Source organism: Pseudomonas sp. NPDC012596 (genome assembly GCF_042902325.1).
Classification (GTDB): domain Bacteria; phylum Pseudomonadota; class Gammaproteobacteria; order Pseudomonadales; family Pseudomonadaceae; genus Aquipseudomonas.
In genome coordinates, this window is record NZ_JBIBEB010000008.1 from 103,463 (window position 1) to 122,264 (window position 18,802).

The following is an 18,802-nucleotide window of genomic DNA, read 5'->3' on the forward strand; positions in this document are numbered from 1 at the left end:
GCCTAAAACCGGGCCTGGCTCGCTCAACAATTGTCACAAACTCTGAAAGAGGCTCAGCCGGAATCAAGGCATACTTCCCCGATCAACGCTCCGGGAGCCTACATGCCGCGCCGTCTGTTCAAACGCTACATGCCGGACCCGACCAGCATTCGGGAACACAAGTCCTTACGCTTTTTCGGCAAGCTGCTTCATGACCCGAACCTCTGGCACCTCAACCGCCACTCGGTGGCCAGGGCCATGGGTGTGGGCCTGTTCGCGGCGTTGATCCCCATCCCCATGCAGATGCTGTTGGCGGCAGCACTGGCAATCCCGGTACGCGGCAACCTGCCAATCGCTGTCAGCCTGGTCTGGCTGACCAACCCGCTGACCATGCCGCCGGTATTCTTCGTCACCTACATGACCGGCGCCTGGCTATTGCAGACACCCCCGCGCACGTTGCCCGACAACCTCACGTTCGAGTGGATCACCGACCAGCTGTCGACTGTGTGGCAACCCTTCCTGCTGGGCTCGGTGGTGTGCGGGGTGGTGTTGGGCATTGCCGCCTACTTCACCACCCTGCTGTACTGGCGCTGGTGGATTGGCCGGCAGTGGCGCCGGCGCAAGCTCAAGTGCTCGCCGAAAGGCTCAGGCACGCATGCCGCGGCCGCTGACCAGCAGGCGGACGCACAGCATGTAGAGCACGGCAGTGGCGACCAGCATGAAGGTAATCGCCGTACCAATGCTGATATCCGACACCCCTAGAATGCCGTAGCGGAACGAGTTGACCATGTGCAGCACCGGGTTGGCCAACGACACGGTCTGCCAGAACGGCGGCAGCAGGTTGATTGAGTAGAACACCCCGCCCAGGTAAGTCAGCGGCGTCAGCACAAAGGTCGGGATAATCGAGATGTCGTCGAAATTGCGTGCAAACACGGCGTTGACGAAGCCCAGCAGCGAGAAGATCGTGGCCGTCAGCAGCACCACGACCACGGTCACGCCCAGGTGGTGCACCTGCAGATCGGTAAAGAACATCGACAGGATGGTGACGATCACCCCGACCGCCAGACCGCGCAGCACGCCACCCAGCGCATAGCCGACAAGAATGGTGTGCGGCGATACCGGGGACACCATCAGCTCTTCGATCGAGCGCTGGAATTTGCTGCCGAAGAAGCTCGACACCACGTTGCCGTAGGAGTTGGTGATCACCGACATCATGATCAGCCCCGGCACGATGTACTGCATGTAGGTGAAGCCACCCATGTCGCCGATCTGCCGGCCAATCAGGTTACCGAAGATGACGAAGTACAGCACCATGGTGATCGCCGGCGGCAGCAAGGTTTGCGGCCAGATGCGCAAGAAGCGCCTCACTTCACGGTAGACGATGGTATTCAGGGCGACCCAGTTGGTGCGCAGTTCCACACTCATACAGCCACCTTCGACAGGTTTTTTTCCACCAGGGACACAAACAGCTCCTCGAGTCGGTTGGTCTTGTTGCGCAGGCTCTGCACCTCAATGTTCTGCAACGCCAACTGGCCGAACAGCGCGGTAATGCCGATGTCCTTTTCCACTTGCACCTCAAGGGTGTGCGGGGTCAGCAGCCGGCACGGGTAGCCTTGCAGCACCGGCGCGCTGGCCAGGTCCTGCTTGATGTCCAGCACGAAGGTTTCGACATGCAGCTTGCCCAGCAACTGGCGCATGCTGGTGTTTTCGACGATGGTGCCGTGGTCGATGATGCCGATGTTGCGGCACAGCTGCTCCGCCTCTTCCAGGTAGTGGGTGGTGAGGATGATGGTGATGCCCTTCTGGTTCAGCTCGGTGAGAAAGCTCCACATCGAGCGGCGCAGTTCGATGTCCACACCTGCGGTGGGTTCGTCGAGGATCAGCAGGCGCGGCTCGTGAATCAGCGCGCGGGCAATCATCAAGCGGCGCTTCATGCCGCCAGACAACGAACGAGACTGCACATCGCGCTTGTCCCACAGGCCCAGCTGGGTCAGGTACTGCTCGGCGCGCTCCTTGGCAAGCTTCGGCGGGATGCCGTAGTAACCGGCCTGGGTGACGACGATGTCGAAGGTTTTCTCGAACTGGTTGAAGTTGAATTCCTGCGGCACCACGCCCAGGCAGCGCTTGAGCGCCGAAGGTTCGCGGTCGAGGTCGTGGCCGAATACATTCACCGTGCCGCTGGTTTTGTTGACCAGGGTCGAGAGGATGCCGATGGTAGTGGACTTGCCGGCACCGTTGGGGCCGAGCAAGGCGAAGAAGTCACCTTCGGCAACATCGAGGTCGATGCCTTTGAGGGCCTGGAAGCCATTGCCGTAGGTCTTGGTGAGCTGTCGGATGGACAGGGCGGAACTCATAGCGGGTCATTTACCAAGGAAAAAGGTGCAGGACACGCCAGGTAAAGTCACTGGCGCAGTGAGTGCGGCCATGGTGCAAGGCCGGGCCGCACAAGTACAGTCATGTGTATTGATAGTGGCTATTAACGAGGGTTCGAAAATAGCCGACGCCTGTGCTCAGGTCAGTGCAGTCATCACCGCAGCCTGGTAGGCCGGGCGTTGTTTCAGGCGTTCATACCAGGCTTCCAGATGGTACATGGCCGGGCGCTCGATGGGCATTTCGAACCAGGCATAGACAAAGCTACCCAGTGGGATGTCGCCCATGCCGATTTGGTCACCGGACAAGTACGGCTGTTTGGCCAGGGTTTCATCGGCTATGGCCAGCAGCTGGGCGCACTGCTTGTGCGCGGCGTTGATCGCCACCCAGTCGCGCTGGTCTTCCGGGGTGCGCAGCAGGCCCCAGAACAGCGGACGGAACGGTGCGGCGAAGGACGAAGTGGTCCAGTCCATCCATTTGTCGGCAAGGGCGCGCTGGCGCGGGTCGTCCAAATACCAGCCCTGCTCGGCGCCGTACTCGGCGCACAGGTAGCGGACGATGGTGTTGGACTCCCACAGGGTCAGGTCACCATCTTCGAGCATGGGCACCAACCCGTTGGGGTTGCGGGCGCGGTAGTGCGGCTCGTTGACCACGCCGAAGGCACCACCGGCGTCGATGGACTCGTAGTCCAGGCCCAGCTCCTGGGCAATCCAAAGCGCCTTGCGCACATTGCTTGAGTTCTTGCGGCCCCAGATCTTCAGCATGACAACGTCCTTATGAATGCGCAGATGGTGCAGTCTACTCCAGACATTCGCCGCCTGTACCGGCCTCTTCGCGGGTAAACCCGCTCCTACAGGGCCGCCTCAATCTTCAAGCCATCGATACTCCTGTAGGAGCGGGTTTACCCGCGAAGAGGCCGGTGCAGGCAAAAATTGAACTGAAACTCCCGCCGCCACACCCTGTCACTGTTCTGACGATGCCGTTCATAGCGTTGCGTCTAAGCTCTGTGGGATGGCTCAAGCCCTGGTTCCAAGGAGGAGTGATTATGTTGCTGTTGTGGTTGGTGGTTCTGGTGATAGGCGCTGCGTACCTCACGCACCGGCGCCTGCCGCCCTTGCAGATACTCGGCATCATCGCCATCTATACACTGCTGATGGGCATCTTCAGCAAGGCCCCTGGCTGGCTGCTGACGGTGATCTGGTTGATACTCGCAGCCAAAACCGCGCTACTGGTGCTGCCTGAGTGGCGCCGCAAGGTGTTCACGGGCCCGGTGTTCAAATGGTTCCAGCGCACCCTGCCGCCCATGTCGCAGACCGAGCGCGAAGCCATCGACGCCGGCACCGTATGGTGGGATGGCGAGCTGTTCAGCGGGCGCCCCGACTGGCGCACCTTGCTGGCTTACCCGGCACCGAAGCTGACCGAAGAAGAACAGGCCTTCATCGACGGCCCCACTGAGGACCTGTGTGCCATGGTCAGCGATTGGCAGATCGGCCAGGACCTGGACCTGCCGCCCGAAGCCTGGGACCACATCAAGCAGCATGGCTTCTTCGCGCTGATCATTCCCAAGGAATACGGCGGCAAAGGCTTTTCCGCCTACGCGCACTCGCAGGTAGCGATGAAGCTGGCCACACGCAGCGGCGACCTGGCTTCCACGGTGATGGTGCCCAACTCTTTAGGCCCGGCCGAACTGCTGCTTCACTACGGCACCGATGAACAACGCAACCACTACCTGCCACGCCTGGCTCGCGGCGACGAAATCCCCTGCTTCGCCCTGACCGGCCCACTGGCCGGCTCCGATGCCGGCGCCATGCCCGACACCGGCATCATTTGCAAGGGCCAGTGGAATGGTGAAGAAGTGCTGGGCCTGCGCCTGAAGTGGGAAAAGCGCTACATCACCCTGGGCCCGGTCGCTACCCTGCTGGGCCTGGCCTTCAAGGCCTACGACCCTGACCACCTGCTGGGCGAAGAGGAAGAACTGGGCATCAGCCTTGCGCTGATCCCCACCGACACCCCCGGTGTCGAAATCGGCAAACGCCACCTGCCGTTGGGCGCCGCCTTCATGAACGGCCCCAACAGCGGCAAGGACGTGTTCGTGCCGCTGGACTTCCTGATCGGCGGGCAGGCCATGCTCGGCAAGGGCTGGATGATGTTGATGAACTGCTTGTCGGTGGGCCGCTCCATCTCACTGCCGGCGGTCGGCACCGGTGCCGCCAAATACACCAGCCTGGTCACCGGCCAGTACGCCAATATCCGCGAGCAGTTCAACGTGCCGCTGGCGGCCTTCGAGGGCATACAGGAATCACTGGCACGCATCGGCGGCAACGCCTGGCTGATGGACAGTGCCCGTCTGTTGACAGCCAAAGCCGTGGACCTGGGCGAGAAGCCTTCGGTGCTATCGGCGATCCTCAAGTACCACCTGACCGAGCGTGGCCGCGAATGCATCCAGCACGCCATGGACGTGCACGGCGGCAAGGGCATCATCATGGGCCCGAACAATTACCTAGGCCGCAACTGGCAAGGGGCGCCAATTTTCATCACGGTCGAAGGCGCCAATATCCTTTCGCGCAACTTGATGATTTTTGGCCAAGGCGCGATCCGCTGCCACCCGTTCGTGCTGAAGGAAATGGCGTTGGCCGGGCGGGAGGACCACGATCAGGCGCTGAAAGAGTTCGACGAACTGCTGATGAAACACATCATGTTCGCCGCCGGCAACGCGGCCAGCACACTGGTGTTCAACCTGGGGCTCGGCCGCCTGGAAAACATGCCGGGTGATGCACTGAGCCAGGGCTACTTGCGCAGCCTCAACCGGCAGGCTGCTGCATTTGCCCTGCTCGCGGACATTTCGATGATGCTGCTGGGCGGTGCACTCAAACGCCGAGAACGCCTGAGTGCACGCCTGGGTGATGTATTGAGTTACCTGTATCTGGCATCGGCCGCACTCAAGCGTTATCACGACCTGGGCTCGCCTGAACACATGCAACCATTGCTGCGCTGGGCCATGGAAGAATGCCTAGGCCAGGCGGAAAAAGCCCTGGATCGGCTGCTCGACAACTTTCCTAACCGCTTTGTCGGCTGCGCGCTGCGCGTGCTGGTATTCCCGTTCGGCCGTCGTCATACAGGCCCGACCGATGAACTGGATGCCGAAGTGGCGGCACTGATCGGGCGCAGCAAAGGCGACCCGGCGCTGGAAGAGTTGCTGGCCGGCTGCTTCCGACCGCAAGCTGCGGGCGACCCTGTGGCGGCACTGCAGCGGGCCTGTGATTTACTTGATGAAGTGGTGCCGGTGCGCAAGGTGCTGCATCAGGCCGTCAAGGAGGGAAAGGTGCAAATGGTCCCTGGCCAATCGATAATCGATGCGGCAGTCGAAAGTGGCCTAGTACAACCGGGCGAGGCGCAACGGCTGCGTGAAGCGGAGCAAACCTGCCGCGCAGTGATCGATGTAGACGCGTTCGACAAAGAGCAATTGCTACCAGCAGAGGGCAAGGTACGCTGAGGATAAGCCATTCAAGTGCGAGGGCGGCTCTTCGCCAAGACGCAGCGTCATGTCGTCCCCGGCACGCCCCGCACCTTGCAATCGCCACTTATCACATGCCTGGACAAGACCAGTTCAGGCGCTTGGCGGCCAGGGGGAAAGTGTAACGTAACAATCAATTTCATGGTCTGCATTGACATCAGCCTGAGGGGAAGGTCCTTCCTTTTTCGCAATCACCTTCAGCCCCAAGCCGCTAGTGACGAAGTCGTTGACGGCATACGTATTTAACAGATAACTGTATTCGGTACGGTTAAGCGAGGTTTTATTATGGGTGGTACGCAGTGTGATGGATGATCGCACTGTCCCGCTGGTCGGGGATGTTCTGTAGTTCAAGGTGATGGTCGAGGCAGAGGGGATGTCGCTCATCTCAATTAGGCTGTGGTTGGCGGAAACTGTCTTCTCAGCGCTTCCGCCACTTCCTTCTGGCGGCAAATTGAGCCCGATGGTAGTGCCATCGCTGCCCCTCGAGAAGATGATAGAACCGCTCTGCTTTGGTGTGTTGTCGCTTACCATGGTGCTAACCTCGCTCAGAAGTTTGTATGCCTTCGACACCGCCCGCCACCTGCGGAAAGGCCGCATCGTTGGTTCAGGCTTGAATCTAAACCAACGGAGGCGGGCACGCACCTGGCAGAATTGATAGGTAGGCTCTGTACGAAAAGCCTTTAGACGCGGGGCAGGCGAGGCTGTTTTCAACGCAGCATGGACAAGTATCAAGGCTTTTCGTACAGAGCCGAGGGACGCATCATGGACAAACAAGTGGGCTGCCCCCGCGGACCTTCCACAATAGGCCCACAACCGGCGTATACTTCGGCCCCGTTTCAATTACCCTCAAGGATCACCCCATGGTCAATCCCCACCTGGAGTACCACCTGCAATTGCTGCATCACCTGCGGACCATCCTGGTGGCCCTGGGTGAAGCCGAGCAGGTACCGGAGGAAAGCCACGCCCTGTTTCTCGAACGCTTCGACGAGCTGCTGACGCTGCTACCCCAAGACCCGCTGCAAAGCCAGTACCTGGGCCAGGACCTGATCTGCCAGGTGATCCAGCGCTACCCGCAAATTGCCCACTTGGTACCACGCGACCTGTTGTGGTTCTTCGGCGGCGACTGCCTCCATTTCATGCCTGACCAAGAGCTGGAGCTGTACCAACAGCTGGAAGAATGCCGTTACGAGGCCGGACAGAACGGCGAAGCCTTTGACTGGAACCAGCAGAAGCAGTTGCTGGGCCAAGCCCGCGGTAACACGCAACACTGAGCCCAACCGACCGGCGTGGTCCGCTGCGCCGCCCCGGCTACTGCATCCATTGTTCCCATATCTCTTGTGGCATTGACCTACAGCCCCCACCGCCCCGCCCTGAATATCCTGCCAGCCGAACATCCACCCGCATGTTCGAATGCCACCCACTCCAGGATATGAACAATGAAGCACACACTTATCGCCCTCGCCATGGGCCTGGCGAGCACAGCAGCATTTGCAAACACCGGCAATATCAACTTCCACGGCACCATCACCCCAGGTGGTACCTGCCCTATCGAAGTGGTCATGCCGGGCACTGGCGGCAGCATCCTGCCTCAGATTGGCCTCGGGAGCTATCCCCCAGAGTACTTCGGCCCCACTGCAGGCAAGCAGACGACCCCTCGTACGTTCGCCCTGCGCATTGACCCAGATCATTGCACCATCAACCCCGCCACAGATGCCTATGTCACCTTCACGGGGGTCTACGGCACTGAAGGCACCAACCTTTACTCACTGAAGCCACACGGCGCTACCGGAGTGGCACTGGCCATTCAGGACAAGAGCCTGACCAACCTTGCCCCAGGCCGGGAATCGGCGCCCTACCCGCTCAAAACCACCGAAGCGAACGAACTGCTTTTCCACGCCATGTACGAGAACACCGGACCGGTAACTGACGGCGACGCGGCATCGGAAGTGCGTTTCTCGGTAAGTATCAGGTAATACGTTGCGCTCCAGGCGCTTCTGCGGACGCACCTGGAGCCCCTGCAAAAAGTAGCAAAGAGACATACCCATGCCCCGCCCCAACTCCATTGCCTCCAGGCTTGCCCTGGCAATCGGCACCTGCCTTGCCTTGCTCATCCAAGCCAGTGCCCACGCCGCCCTCACCATCAGCTCAACCCGAGTCATCCAGCCCGGCGACCGGCAAAGCACCAGCATCGTGGTCGGCAACCCCAGCCAGCGCGCCTACGCGGCCCAGGCCTGGATCAATACAGAGGCAGACGACAACACCACCGCAGTACCCTTGATCGCCTCACCTGCGCTGTTTCGCATCGATCCGGCCGGTGAACAGACGGTGCAGCTCAACCGCCTGCCCAACAACCTGCCCCAGGACCGTGAATCGGTATTCTATTTCAACCTGCAGGAAATCCCGCAGGCAGACGACAAACCTGACAATACCCTTACCATCGCCCTGCGCACCCGCATCAAGGTTTTCTACCGCCCAACCCAGCTCAAAGGCCGCCCACAGGACCACCTGCAGGACCTGGCCTGGTCAGTGCAAACACTCGAAGGCAAGCCACACCTTGTGGTGGACAACCCCTCCCCTTACTACTTCACCTTCAACCAGCTGACCCTGCGCAGCGCCAAGGGCAGCGAGAAAATAGACGGCAGGAAAATGGCCATTCCCATGGGCAGGCAAACCTACCCCCTCAAAACCTCGACTGTGCAAGACGGCCTGAAGGTCGACTTCACGACCATCAATGACTACGGTGGCCTCACGCCCGAGTTGTCCCGACCGGTGCAGCGCCCGTGAAGGTCGCTCACCGGAGGAGCTTAGGGCTGTAGAGGGGAAATTTGATCCACGTCGTACCGTCGTCGAAACTGACCTCGACATGGAAGGTGAACCTTTCGCCATGCCAAAGCGTTGCAAGGTAGGCTTTGGAGAGGGTCACATCCTTGTTCGCGCCAATGCCCCGCCTCACTTGCGCATCAGTGACCGAATGGGCGGTCAAGACATTGTATGGGCGCGCATCTGCCCCGCCCGGTAGCACGCCCGTTACCGTGATATTTACCCGCTGCCGCACCGCAATGCCCGGCCACACATCCATCCTGACAGGCACCTGATCCGGCGCCGAGCCCAGGCTGAATCCATTTGAATCGGCCCCGTCCAGCTCTACCGTGGGTAATCCCTCCTTGAACTCAGTCACTTTCAGATTGGTCACGGCGGAAGGAAACACTTCGACACCGTCGCTGACTTCATAACGCACGACCAACGTGCGCTTGCCGTATGCAAGCACAGATTTCTCGGGAATCGCATAGGAACGTTCAGTCCCGGGATGCACCTCAGAGGTTGAGTAGTAACCATAATCCCCAGGTGCCCCCCAGATCACCGTAACCGTTTCATCCGGAAACCACTGAGCCGAGCCTGGCAAAGCGACCAACAGCGGTTCGACGTAGCCATCCAGCTTTAGCGCAAGTTCTCCGCTTTCTCCGGTTGCCTGGGGTATTTCCACCCACTCGAACTGGCGCGGTATCGGCTGCGCCTTGACGTCCAGCTCCAACGATCTCGCCAGGTTGCTCAGGTTGCCCGCACGGTCCTCGATTTCGTAATACGCGTGACGCACCCCATCCTTGGACTGGCGAATCATTTCCCCCTGGAAGTCGATATGAATCGGCAGCAAATAGTCGTCCTCGGTCAAGGTTCGGCTGTCGACCTGCTCTGAATCATCAGGTTTTTCGCCCCAGTACCACGTGATGATATCGCCTGGGCCAGGGCTGTCGTACGCCGGCACCAGCGTACGCAGCCGATCACCGTGCCGCTCCAGATACCGTGCGGTGAGGCCATCACGCTCAAGCTCATCAGGGTCCTCGACAAGTTCGAGCCTGCCACGCTGCCCCCCCAGCAAGGGCGCGGTCTTGTCGATAAGCAACGAGAGCTCTTCAGAAAAGGCGGTTTCCTCGTTACCCAGCGTCACCTCGTACGTCAAGGTGTGGCGCCCTTCCCCCAGCGACGCTACAGGCACGTCCAGCTCAAGGTCCACTGGCTGCACTGGCGTGGTCCAGGCCTTCTCTGCGAAAGTCTGCCCATCCCACTTCACTACCAGCCGTTCGGGTTCGTCCTCACTGGGGTCTGAGATCAACCACATGGGTATGGTGATGGGCAAGGGCCTGCGCGTTGCCCTCACAGGCAGCAAGTTGCGCTCCCCTCCTTCAATATCGGGCAGTAGATCCGTCACGGTCACCGGCTTCAGCGCCTGGGGCTCACCAGGCGCTGCAAAACCACCGAACGGCCTCTTGAAGAAGCCAATGAAACTGCGCAGAAACTTACATGGCACCTGCATTTTTGATCTCCCCAAAAAAAAGGAAGACATGACGTCTTCCTTCCTGGCGTACTTACCAGCTGTAACGCAACCCCAGGTTCACCCCCCAAGGCTGGTCGATGTGCTCGCCGGCGCTGTAGTCGAAATCGGCATGCACCTGCAATCGCTCGGCCATTGAAACCGCCACCCCAACGCCCAACTCGGCACGCGAACCAGACAGGTCGTTATCGAAGCGGTGGCCATTGACCTTGACCTGGTTGTTGTTGATGAACTCATGGGCATAAGCGGCGCGCACATAGGGCTGAATCACCCGAGCCTCACCAAGATCGATGTTACGTCCCAACGTACTGCCAAGCTTGCCCAGTACCGAATGCACAGCGTCGCCCTTGGCTTGCAAGCCATTGTCGAGCGTGTAGTCCTTGCCCTCGAACCGCGCCACCGACCATTGGGTATAAGGCTCGATGAAATAGCCGTTATCCAGGGCGATATGCCGCCCGAATTCGGCCGACGCCCCCACACCCATGTTGCTGTAGTCACCCTTGGCCTGATCACCATCACTCAGGGCCACCTTGGCGTCGTTTTCAAAACGGTTCAGCTTGACCACACCGTCGAAGTAATAACCGCTCTGCTTGTCCAGCCAGGTGGTGTAAAGGCCCAGGTAGTAACTGTCGACGTCACCGGACGTACCCTGGGACAGGTCCAGGTCGGAGCGGCTGTAACCGGCCAGCGCACCCACCAGCCATTGGCCATCGCCGATCGGCAGCGGGGCATCGGCACCGAATGACATGCCCTGTTGCACCTGCTTGTAGGCCACCCCGGAACTGGCTGCCACATCGAATTTGTTGCCATAGGCCCGCACCCAGGCACCGGGTTGACCACCCTGCAAACGCAACTCGCCCATGCGGCTGCGCAACGAGGCAAGCTCGCCATACCACACAGTGGGTGCCGCATTGAACAACGCCAGCGCCGACTGCGTACCCGGGCTGATTACCTTGCGCGAACCGTCGAGGAACCAGTCCTCACCGCGCTGTACAAGACCATAGGAGAACGCCCCCAGGTCAACCCGACCATTGAGCAGCGAGAACGTTGCGTCACCGCTGGCGGCATGCACCACATGCAACTGGTTCTCTGCCTCAGGGTCCTTGCCAGAGCTGCCGATCAGCAAGCTGTGATTGCCGGTGGCCTGGCCAGTAACATCCAGGAAGTCCGTCTGACCGGTAGAAAAGTCCGCATGCATCACGAAGGTGCCGCTGCCCGACAGGTTTTCCACGGTAAGCCGGTGGTACGCATCCGGCTGGCCGAACTGGACGTTGCCATCATTGAGCGCCAGGTCGCCGACGCTGGCATCCTGGGTCATTATCCAGGTGGACTGGTCCTTGATGCTCAGGCTCGAAACACCGTCCAGATGCCCAGTAAGGCTCGACCGGTTGTTCAACGTCAATGTGGCACTGGAGCCGTCCTCCACATTGACATTGCCGACCAGGTGCGCGTTATCGACCGTCATATCCGCAGACGACGCATTACGCACCTCGAGCAATGTGCCATCACTGCCCACCAGGCGCGAACCGTTACCCACGTTAATTTTCGCCGACGCCGGCGCTGCAGCGCTGCCGGCCACGACGATTGCGGCCCCTGCCTGCCCTTCGACCAAGGTATTTTGCAGGTTGATGGCTGCCTGCCCTGCCACCGCCGCGTCGGCATTGACCAGGATGCCTTGCTGGGCACCGATGATCTGGCTGCTCAACGCATCCAGCTGGCCGTTGAACATGCGCACACCAAAGCTTCCCGCACCATCTCCCCGCAACAGGCTGTCGCTCAGGCTCAGCCGCGAGTTGCTGGCGACCGCTGCCCCGCCCTGCCTCCCTGTTACAGTGCTGCCCACCAGCTCGACCGTGGACCCCACCTCACCGGTACGTGCTGCGGCAATCCCTCGTCCCTCGCTGACGATGGTACTGCCGGTGACCCTGGCCACGGCACCGCTGCCCACCAGCAACGCATCACCGGTAGCAATCATGGAGCCGGCGCTGAAGCCCAGTGCCGAGCCTGCTCGCAGCTGGATTTGCTGGGTGGCGGCGCCATTGGCCGTAAGCGTGGCCCCTGTCAGTACCTGGTAGCTGTCCAGCGCTACCGAGGCGTCGATGGTTTGATCTTCCCTGATAGTCGTCAATGCCAACGTGGCTTCGCTCACCAGGCAGAGCGGCGCCAACGCCAGTGCAAAGGCATGCTTACCTGCCTTCATGAAAGGTGCTCTGTGTGTTTTCATGTGTCATCCTCGCCCAAGTCGAAATTCGGATTGCTCTCATGCAGATTCACCGCAGATGTTTTCGACGAGGCTACAGGGCATTTCCTTACTACTCTGTAGGAAATGCCCTACATGAAGCTGGGAAAAGTCATCTTTTGACTGTCCTTCGCGACTCGGCCCTGCCTTATGTAAACTGACAGGCGCCATCGCCCGCATACATTGCCAGCACAATTTTGCCGAGCTCGGAGACAATATTTTCGCTTCCGGCTTTGAATCTGTAAGTCACACGTGCACGCGCTCTATAAAACAACGGATTACTTGGGTCGAATGTCGGCGCTACGTGTTTTTCGTACGGTACACGCCATATGAAGCCCTCTAACGGATAGTCCTCTCCAATGGGCACCGTGAATGTTTCTCTTACGCCAGGCACCTCATCTTCACCTTGGCTGTCTTGACCACCTTTGACAGCCCACCAGGTAATCTCAACCTCGGTGATGGGGCCATATTTTTCATATTCACGCAGGTCAGGCACGACCAGTTGCACTGCCCCGTTGTCAGCGTGCGGGAGACTGTTTCGGATCGAAGTACAGTTCAGTTGGCCTTGAGTGTTTTTTTCGTGGAAATCTACCGGATCGGACGTGATCACGACGGCGCTTACCGCCACCGGAGTATCGTCCGAGCTGATCGGGTTAAGCACCCCAGGTCGGCTCACCCAGTAATGAATTAGCACTGTCTTGTTACCCTCCGCCTCTATAGCGGACCACGGGACAGAGAACTCAGCATAACCATCCGTTTTATTGTCTTGAGTGACTTCATGTGTGGCCGCCTCTGCCTGCCCCCCCCAATCAAGTGTCAAGATATCATCTGGCTCAATGAGGGGGCTCAACACAATTTTGATGTCAGCGTCCTGTCCGGTGTCGCCGTTGTCGAGTTCATCTTCATTACTGCTACCGCCACGCCCTTTGACATGCGCAAGTTCCAGGTCGGGGTGCACCGGGTCCGGCCAATCGCCGCCTGGCCAGCCGGGGTCAATCGAATCAAAGTTCACGTATACTGTTGTCTCTGCGCCACCCAGTTTATGCGTACCGCGATAAACGTCATAACGCACCGTGATTTCTTCCGGCACTGTTGTACCGTCGTACTCCTGCAGCAACGTTGCGCTGTCGACCTTGACCCTTATGTGATTGGTCGGAGAGCTGCCCACTTGCTCTTCCACCAATTCGGCCGTTTTCCAGGTTACCTGTACCGTATCGGTTTTTTTCCAGTGCTCGAACAGCGGCACCCAGACTTCGACACCCTCCAGGGCATCGGCCTGGTCAATCAAGTGACCGTCCATGTCTGTCGCCAACGGCACCACAGGGTCTTCAAAGACAGTCGGCAACTGGCCCAGCGCCACATCGATAGCCACATAATCGGAGATCTGGCTGATGTTGCCGGCCTTGTCCACCAACACATAAACGGCAAACACCCCCCCATCGCCCACTTCCCGAACAATGGCTTCTGGCACTTCCAGTGCTTGCACTTGCCCGGTGGTTAGCACAGTATCGACTTCCCGGATGTCTCCGATGTCATTGGGTACCTCTTTCAACCAATACCAGAGCACGATATCACCCTCCTCCCAATCCGTGTAAGCCGGTAACTGGAGGATGACCTTATTGCCGTTTGCCGTAAGGCTGTCGTCAGTCACCACCGGTACGGCAAGAAATTTGGTGGGCAACGTAGGGGCGTACGGTGGGACACGGTCAAAGCGCAGAGTCAGTGTGTCCGACCACACCTCCTCCTCATTATCGGTATACACATAGCTCCTGAAATGATGATCCCCCTCGGGACTCAGGGCATCGTGCGAAACATTCAACTTTATAGGGTAAGGCATGTCTGGTAAATCATCATAGTACCTGATCGTTTCCTCGTGAATGGCCACAAACGCCGAACCGTCTCGGGAATGTTCGATCTTGAGCAGGTCCTCATCCGTAAAAAGCCAGGCGGGTACCTTAATAATAAAATCGGGGCCGTCGGGCAGCAAATATGAACTCTTGATTGTCCCATCACGCTTATCCGCAAACAGCTCATCATCAACAATGAGGTCTTCCAACTGACGCGGCTCATTGTTAGTACCCAATAATTTTGCCCGATCAAGCCTGAATGCACTTCGCGCGTCCAGCGAACGCTTACTCAATCTATTGGAATGTGCCACACCCACCTCCAAATATAAAACCCGGTATTAGCGCTGCGCCATCGCGCCAACGTTTTATGATTCAACACCACCCACACGTGGCCGGCAACTGGCATTTTTATCAGGTGAATGAAGAGAAAATCCCGAAAAAGGTTCCTCACGGAATGCTGGAAACGATATGCGCCGGCCGGAAGATGGGTAGGGTAGCGGGTGCCTGTCTTGAGTTTTGAGGTGATGCGTAAATCGCGCGCCGCCCGCGCGGCGCGGGATCAAACAGGCGCTGCATCTTTCAAGACGAGCACCACAAAAAAGGCCTGCACATGTGCAGGCCCTCGCATACTAGCAACAATCACGTAACTCACTGACCGGATCAGGCATCCTGAGACGCCAAGCGGTCCACCGCGTCGTACCCATAGTGGGCAGTAATGCCTTGCGCAGGCACATACACCCGCGCCAGGCGCCCTAGTGGGTCATAGGTCAGTTCACGCTTTTCCTCGTCCCGAATCAGGTTACCGTCGGGGTCATAGCACAGTTCGATAAACGCCTTCTCAGGCGCCTCTTGCTCTACACCCTGTTTATCATCGAGCTTCCACTCCAATTCAATACCCTTCAATTGCACCGGATCCTTTTCATCGGTGAACAGATACGTGGCATCGAGCGTGCCACCTTCAAAAGAAGTCCTGACCCGGGTGATGTTGTCGCGTCCATCGAAGCGGAATAGCTGACTTTTTATCTTGTTACCGTAAGGGTCGACAGGCACATACTCGCTGTCACCTTCACAGTCGTATCTCGACAACCTGGCCCGGTTATCGTATTGGAAGGTTTCATGGCGCAGCGGCCTTCCATCTTCCTCACCCTCTGTCAGCGTTTTACTAACAATGCCATCCACTTCGTTATACGTTTGCACCAACGTTTGCACCGCGTCGCCAAAGTCGAAGCGACGACGAATTTCGCGATCAAACTCGTCATAGAACAGCGTCGTTTCCAGGCTGCGCACGCTCCCGTCCGGGTCCTCGGTTTGAGTCAGGATACTGGCGGTCCTGCCCAGTGCATCGTAACCGAAGGTACTGGTAACATTCTCCAGTGTGGTCTGCTGCAACTGCCCAGACGGGTTGTATTCATAAACCTGTGTCTTGCCCAGAACATCGGTATAACTCAGCATACGGGCTTTCAGGCTGTGTACATACGCCATCTCATACGGTTCTGCATCGCCAGTGTGTTGGCGCTTTTCAACTTTCAGTTCACCGGTACTGAAATACTCACGCTTGAGCGTCTCGTTGTTTTCGGTACAGTGCAACAGGCGGCCATTATGTTGGTCATATACATAGTCCGCTTGTTGGTTCGTCGTCCTGCGGCTTAATGGCTCCTCGCCCAGTTGCGGAACGTATTCATAGTCGATGCGGTTACCTGCTGGGGTGATCACCGCCTCTGGCTGACGCTGCCCGATGCCATACAGCATGGTGCGCGGGCGTCCGCCAGTAACCGACTCGATCATGCGGTCCAAGCCATCGAAGGTCTGCGTGCCCAGCACGTGATCCCCAACGGGGTTGCGCTCGAGCACCTTGATCAAGGTTGGCAAATCGCCCTTGCTGTGCAACGCATAGTCACGGTGTACCACCGAACCATCTGGCAGCGTCTGGTCCACTTGCCTGTCAAATTCATCGTAGGTAGTGGCCGTTTCATGACCCCGTGCATCCACTTCCCGCACGGTACGCCCTAGGCCATCGTAGAAGTACCGGTGCAAGCTGACACGGGCACCTTTGCTGTCCAGGCGCTCCACATCCACGGGTTGCTCGAACAGGTTCAGCCGGGTAACGGTAGTGCCAGTGAGCAGCTTGCGCTGGATGGATTCACGCCACTCCTTGCGTACGGGCCCAAAGCAGTCAGGTAGCCCTACCGGGTCGGTCTGCGTGCACACACGCACTTTGTCCGGCCCCATTTCACTGCTGCGCTGGCGCCAGTCGTCATACTCATACAGGGTCTTCAGCGGCAGATTCTTCAGCTCCAACCAGTCGTATTCGACCTCTTCCACCAAGTTGCCAAGCGCGTCATAGCGAGCACTGTACGTTAACCGTTCTTGTTCCTTGGCTGTTTTGGTGGGGCCAAAGTCCGGGTCCTGGCGCGTCACCCGTACAGGGCGGTTTAGCCCGTCCACGTAGCTCCACGTTGCCACCCCTTTCACATCAACCTGCTTCTGCCATGCCTGCTGGCCATCGGACGACAGGTAATAGCTGTAATTGCGTGACGCCTCGTACTTGCCCTTAGGGTCGACCGTTTCGCGCGTTACGCGACGCAGTTCGTCATACACGTAGGCAATCTGCACCTGATTGTCGTCGTAGTTGAGCAACGGTTCGCCAATCAGTATCGAATGCTGCAGGGTGTTGACCTTCTGGGCGTGTCGTACCAATTCCTCCTTTTTGTTCCCCTTAGTGTACTTCAACTCACGGGCCGGCAAAGTTGAGCCGTGGTCGAAGCCAGTCAGGGTTTCCTTGGTCTGGACTGCAGGGTGGCCTTCTACCGAGATCTCGCTGTATGCGTATTCAGTGCGGGTTACCTTGCCATTGAGTGTCAGCTTTTGCTCACGGGGACGACCATGCTCCAGCAAATTGAGGGGCTCGTCGTGGTGGAGGGTATCCAACTCCGACAACGTCGCCCCATCGCGCACTCGCAACTGCTGGTCAAGGCTACGCAATGAAGCGCCGCGTGCATACCCGTCTTTATCCCGCGATGCAACCAACTCGTAGGTATACTCGTTGCGCAAGGTTTCGGCGCCAGCTTCGCCAGGCCCCGGTCTAACCTCCTCGGTCTTGAGCATACGCACAAACTCTTCCGGGTCGGCGGCGGCTGGGTAGTACGTCATTACTGTATGCTTGCCGTTGGCTTCTATTTTTTCCAGCAGGTTGCCATGCTCGTCGTAATAAGTAACTTCCACCTCCTTGCGTGAAGTGCTACCCACCCCCTTGCCCCAGGAAGTGGTAGTAGTCTCAACCAGTTGGAAGTTATTGGGCTGGTACTTGAACTCCCGGTCGGCAACTTCCGGGTACTCGAGGGTCTGGGTTTCGATACAATCCTTCTGCGTGGTGACCTGCTCAACCATCAAATGGAAGCGGTTGAATGAGGTCTTGACCGTGTACGCCGGTTTGTCACCCTGGTAATGCGTGGCTGTACCGTCGTAAAAATAGCCCGCACCTGTGACTTTGTAGAGGTTGTCTTGGCCGTCATCTGCCCAGGAGATAGCGGTGTTGTTGCCCAGGAAATTGTTCGAGCTGAACATGTAGTCAGTACGCACTTGCGGCTGGTTGGCCCCAGGGGTAACCAGGTGACGCTCTACATGAGGCAGTGTCCTGCGCTCGACGCCGGGCAGGGCATGCCCAGCTTCCTTGTAGACGATTTCTTCAACGCCATTGACCGGTGTCCACATACGTTCAATGCAACGTACGGTGCCGATCCTCTTATATTCGAACTTCCAACGCCCCTTGTCCGCAGTCGGCAAAATAACCTTGAGCAGTTCACTGTCGTGGCACTCCAGCGTATAGACAGCTTCCGCCACCGTGGCTGGATTGAGCTTAACCCGGACCTGGCTGAGGTTCGAATAATCGATTTCCAGTAGTATTCGCTTGGTGTCATCTTCTACCGATTCCAGGCAAGGCACGCGCTTGCCTGGAATACCCGGCATTGGAGGGGGCAAATCCACCGGGCGGTATTTCAAGGTAATACCATGCCCGGTCGGTGCCAGCACCCGTATGGGCAATGCCACATTCCGAGGGGGCTTGCCCGCCTCGGTGACCTCGTGCAACCCAAGCACTTCGATCATGCCCGACTTGTGTGCTACACGATAAAGGGTGGTAGTGCCAGAAGAAATATTCTCGAAGTGAAAGCTGTCGATCTTGCGCTCCGGTATCACAGCCTGCTCACCCGGGCCGTTGTCGAACACCTTGAAACGCTCACCGCTGTGCAGGCTGAGCATCTGGCTGTCATCCGGGTCGTACTCGCTCAGATTCAAGCGCCAGCCAGCACCAAAGCCTGAGTTCTCGGGGTTCATCGGGTTGAACCCAATGCGCAAGGGCAAGTTGGGGCCGTTCAAGTGGTTGGCCGCCAATGTAGGCAACTCTATCGACACATTGTATTGCCCCGTCCGTGGATCGACGCCGCCTTGAACGAAGCTCATGAAATTGAATGCATTGGAATGCACCAGCGAATTCGTAGTCATTGTTTATTCCTCAACTCAAGAAA

The 18,802-nt window shown here is 58.4% G+C and carries 13 protein-coding genes; 5 read left to right on the plus strand and 8 right to left on the minus strand.

Annotated elements, in window-relative coordinates; all coding sequences use genetic code 11:
* The first annotated feature begins 102 nt into the window (after positions 1 to 102).
* Positions 103 to 741 (plus strand): DUF2062 domain-containing protein, encoded by a 639-nt coding sequence (locus tag ACFY68_RS12305; RefSeq protein ID WP_387527359.1) that lies wholly within the window; start codon positions 103 to 105, stop codon positions 739 to 741.
* Here ACFY68_RS12305 and ACFY68_RS12310 read toward each other — a convergent pair.
* The 3 genes from ACFY68_RS12310 to ACFY68_RS12320 form a co-directional block, all read right to left on the minus strand.
* The gene (locus ACFY68_RS12310) at positions 625 to 1,404 is read right to left on the minus strand and encodes an ABC transporter permease (RefSeq protein WP_387527362.1); all 780 of its coding nucleotides are present in this window, start codon (positions 1,402 to 1,404) and stop codon (positions 625 to 627) included. The two genes, ACFY68_RS12305 and ACFY68_RS12310, sit on opposite strands and share 117 nt — an antisense overlap.
* Positions 1,401 to 2,333 carry an ABC transporter ATP-binding protein gene (locus tag ACFY68_RS12315; protein WP_019473812.1) on the minus strand — a complete coding sequence of 311 codons (933 nt, stop codon included), beginning with the start codon at positions 2,331 to 2,333 and terminating at the stop codon, positions 1,401 to 1,403. The genes ACFY68_RS12310 and ACFY68_RS12315 overlap by 4 nt, the downstream gene beginning before the upstream one ends.
* 156 nt (positions 2,334 to 2,489) lie before the next feature.
* Entirely contained in the window at positions 2,490 to 3,113 is a 624-nt protein-coding gene (locus ACFY68_RS12320) for a glutathione S-transferase (RefSeq protein ID WP_387527366.1), read from the minus strand.
* Positions 3,114 to 3,394: 281 nt separating this feature from the next.
* Between ACFY68_RS12320 and ACFY68_RS12325 the strand changes: the two genes are divergently transcribed.
* A complete protein-coding gene (locus ACFY68_RS12325) occupies positions 3,395 to 5,842 on the plus strand; it encodes an acyl-CoA dehydrogenase (RefSeq protein WP_387527369.1) in 2,448 nt (815 codons plus the stop codon).
* A 114-nt stretch (positions 5,843 to 5,956) separates the two neighbouring features.
* Here ACFY68_RS12325 and ACFY68_RS12330 read toward each other — a convergent pair whose 3' ends face one another.
* Positions 5,957 to 6,394, minus strand: a complete 438-nt coding sequence (locus ACFY68_RS12330) for a hypothetical protein (protein ID WP_387527372.1) — start codon at positions 6,392 to 6,394, stop codon at positions 5,957 to 5,959.
* 329 nt (positions 6,395 to 6,723) lie between these two features.
* Here ACFY68_RS12330 and ACFY68_RS12335 point away from each other — a divergent pair, with 329 nt between their 5' ends.
* The 3 genes from ACFY68_RS12335 (at position 6,724) to ACFY68_RS12345 (ending at position 8,647) form a co-directional block, all read left to right on the plus strand.
* Positions 6,724 to 7,134, plus strand: coding sequence for a PA2817 family protein (locus ACFY68_RS12335; protein ID WP_387527375.1), 411 nt, complete (start codon positions 6,724 to 6,726; stop codon positions 7,132 to 7,134).
* Positions 7,135 to 7,299: 165 nt separating this feature from the next.
* Positions 7,300 to 7,836 carry a fimbrial protein gene (locus ACFY68_RS12340; protein ID WP_387527378.1) on the plus strand — a complete coding sequence of 179 codons (537 nt, stop codon included), beginning with the start codon at positions 7,300 to 7,302 and terminating at the stop codon, positions 7,834 to 7,836.
* A 70-nt stretch (positions 7,837 to 7,906) separates the two neighbouring features.
* A complete protein-coding gene (locus tag ACFY68_RS12345) occupies positions 7,907 to 8,647 on the plus strand; it encodes a molecular chaperone (RefSeq protein WP_387527381.1) in 741 nt (246 codons plus the stop codon).
* Between the two features lie 7 nt (positions 8,648 to 8,654).
* On the opposite strand, the gene ACFY68_RS12350 is transcribed toward ACFY68_RS12345, so the two are convergent.
* From ACFY68_RS12350 to ACFY68_RS12365, 4 genes are all read right to left on the minus strand, one after another.
* Positions 8,655 to 10,205, minus strand: coding sequence for a hypothetical protein (locus ACFY68_RS12350; RefSeq protein WP_387527384.1), 1,551 nt, complete (start codon positions 10,203 to 10,205; stop codon positions 8,655 to 8,657).
* Positions 10,206 to 10,227: 22 nt separating this feature from the next.
* Positions 10,228 to 12,417, minus strand: a complete 2,190-nt coding sequence (locus ACFY68_RS12355) for an autotransporter outer membrane beta-barrel domain-containing protein (protein ID WP_387527387.1) — start codon at positions 12,415 to 12,417, stop codon at positions 10,228 to 10,230.
* Positions 12,418 to 12,580: 163 nt separating this feature from the next.
* Positions 12,581 to 14,590, minus strand: coding sequence for a hypothetical protein (locus ACFY68_RS12360; RefSeq protein WP_387527390.1), 2,010 nt, complete (start codon positions 14,588 to 14,590; stop codon positions 12,581 to 12,583).
* Between the two features lie 349 nt (positions 14,591 to 14,939).
* Entirely contained in the window at positions 14,940 to 18,779 is a 3,840-nt protein-coding gene (locus ACFY68_RS12365; protein ID WP_387527392.1) for an RHS repeat domain-containing protein, read from the minus strand.
* Between the last annotated feature and the right edge of the window lie 23 nt (positions 18,780 to 18,802).

What these genes read in the sequence shown, in the direction of transcription:
- ACFY68_RS12315 (WP_019473812.1), bottom strand. Translation starts at nt 2,333, where the DNA reads ATGAGTTCCGCCCTGTCCATCCGACAGCTCACCAAGACCTACGGCAAT.
- ACFY68_RS12350 (WP_387527384.1), bottom strand. Translation starts at nt 10,205, where the DNA reads ATGTCTTCCTTTTTTTTGGGGAGATCAAAAATGCAGGTGCCATGTAAG.
- ACFY68_RS12320 (WP_387527366.1), bottom strand. Translation starts at nt 3,113, where the DNA reads ATGCTGAAGATCTGGGGCCGCAAGAACTCAAGCAATGTGCGCAAGGCG.
- ACFY68_RS12355 (WP_387527387.1), bottom strand. Translation starts at nt 12,417, where the DNA reads ATGAAAACACACAGAGCACCTTTCATGAAGGCAGGTAAGCATGCCTTT.
- ACFY68_RS12340 (WP_387527378.1), top strand. Translation starts at nt 7,300, where the DNA reads ATGAAGCACACACTTATCGCCCTCGCCATGGGCCTGGCGAGCACAGCA.
- ACFY68_RS12305 (WP_387527359.1), top strand. Translation starts at nt 103, where the DNA reads ATGCCGCGCCGTCTGTTCAAACGCTACATGCCGGACCCGACCAGCATT.
- ACFY68_RS12310 (WP_387527362.1), bottom strand. Translation starts at nt 1,404, where the DNA reads ATGAGTGTGGAACTGCGCACCAACTGGGTCGCCCTGAATACCATCGTC.
- ACFY68_RS12345 (WP_387527381.1), top strand. Translation starts at nt 7,907, where the DNA reads ATGCCCCGCCCCAACTCCATTGCCTCCAGGCTTGCCCTGGCAATCGGC.
- ACFY68_RS12330 (WP_387527372.1), bottom strand. Translation starts at nt 6,394, where the DNA reads ATGGTAAGCGACAACACACCAAAGCAGAGCGGTTCTATCATCTTCTCG.
- ACFY68_RS12365 (WP_387527392.1), bottom strand. Translation starts at nt 18,779, where the DNA reads ATGACTACGAATTCGCTGGTGCATTCCAATGCATTCAATTTCATGAGC.
- ACFY68_RS12325 (WP_387527369.1), top strand. Translation starts at nt 3,395, where the DNA reads ATGTTGCTGTTGTGGTTGGTGGTTCTGGTGATAGGCGCTGCGTACCTC.
- ACFY68_RS12335 (WP_387527375.1), top strand. Translation starts at nt 6,724, where the DNA reads ATGGTCAATCCCCACCTGGAGTACCACCTGCAATTGCTGCATCACCTG.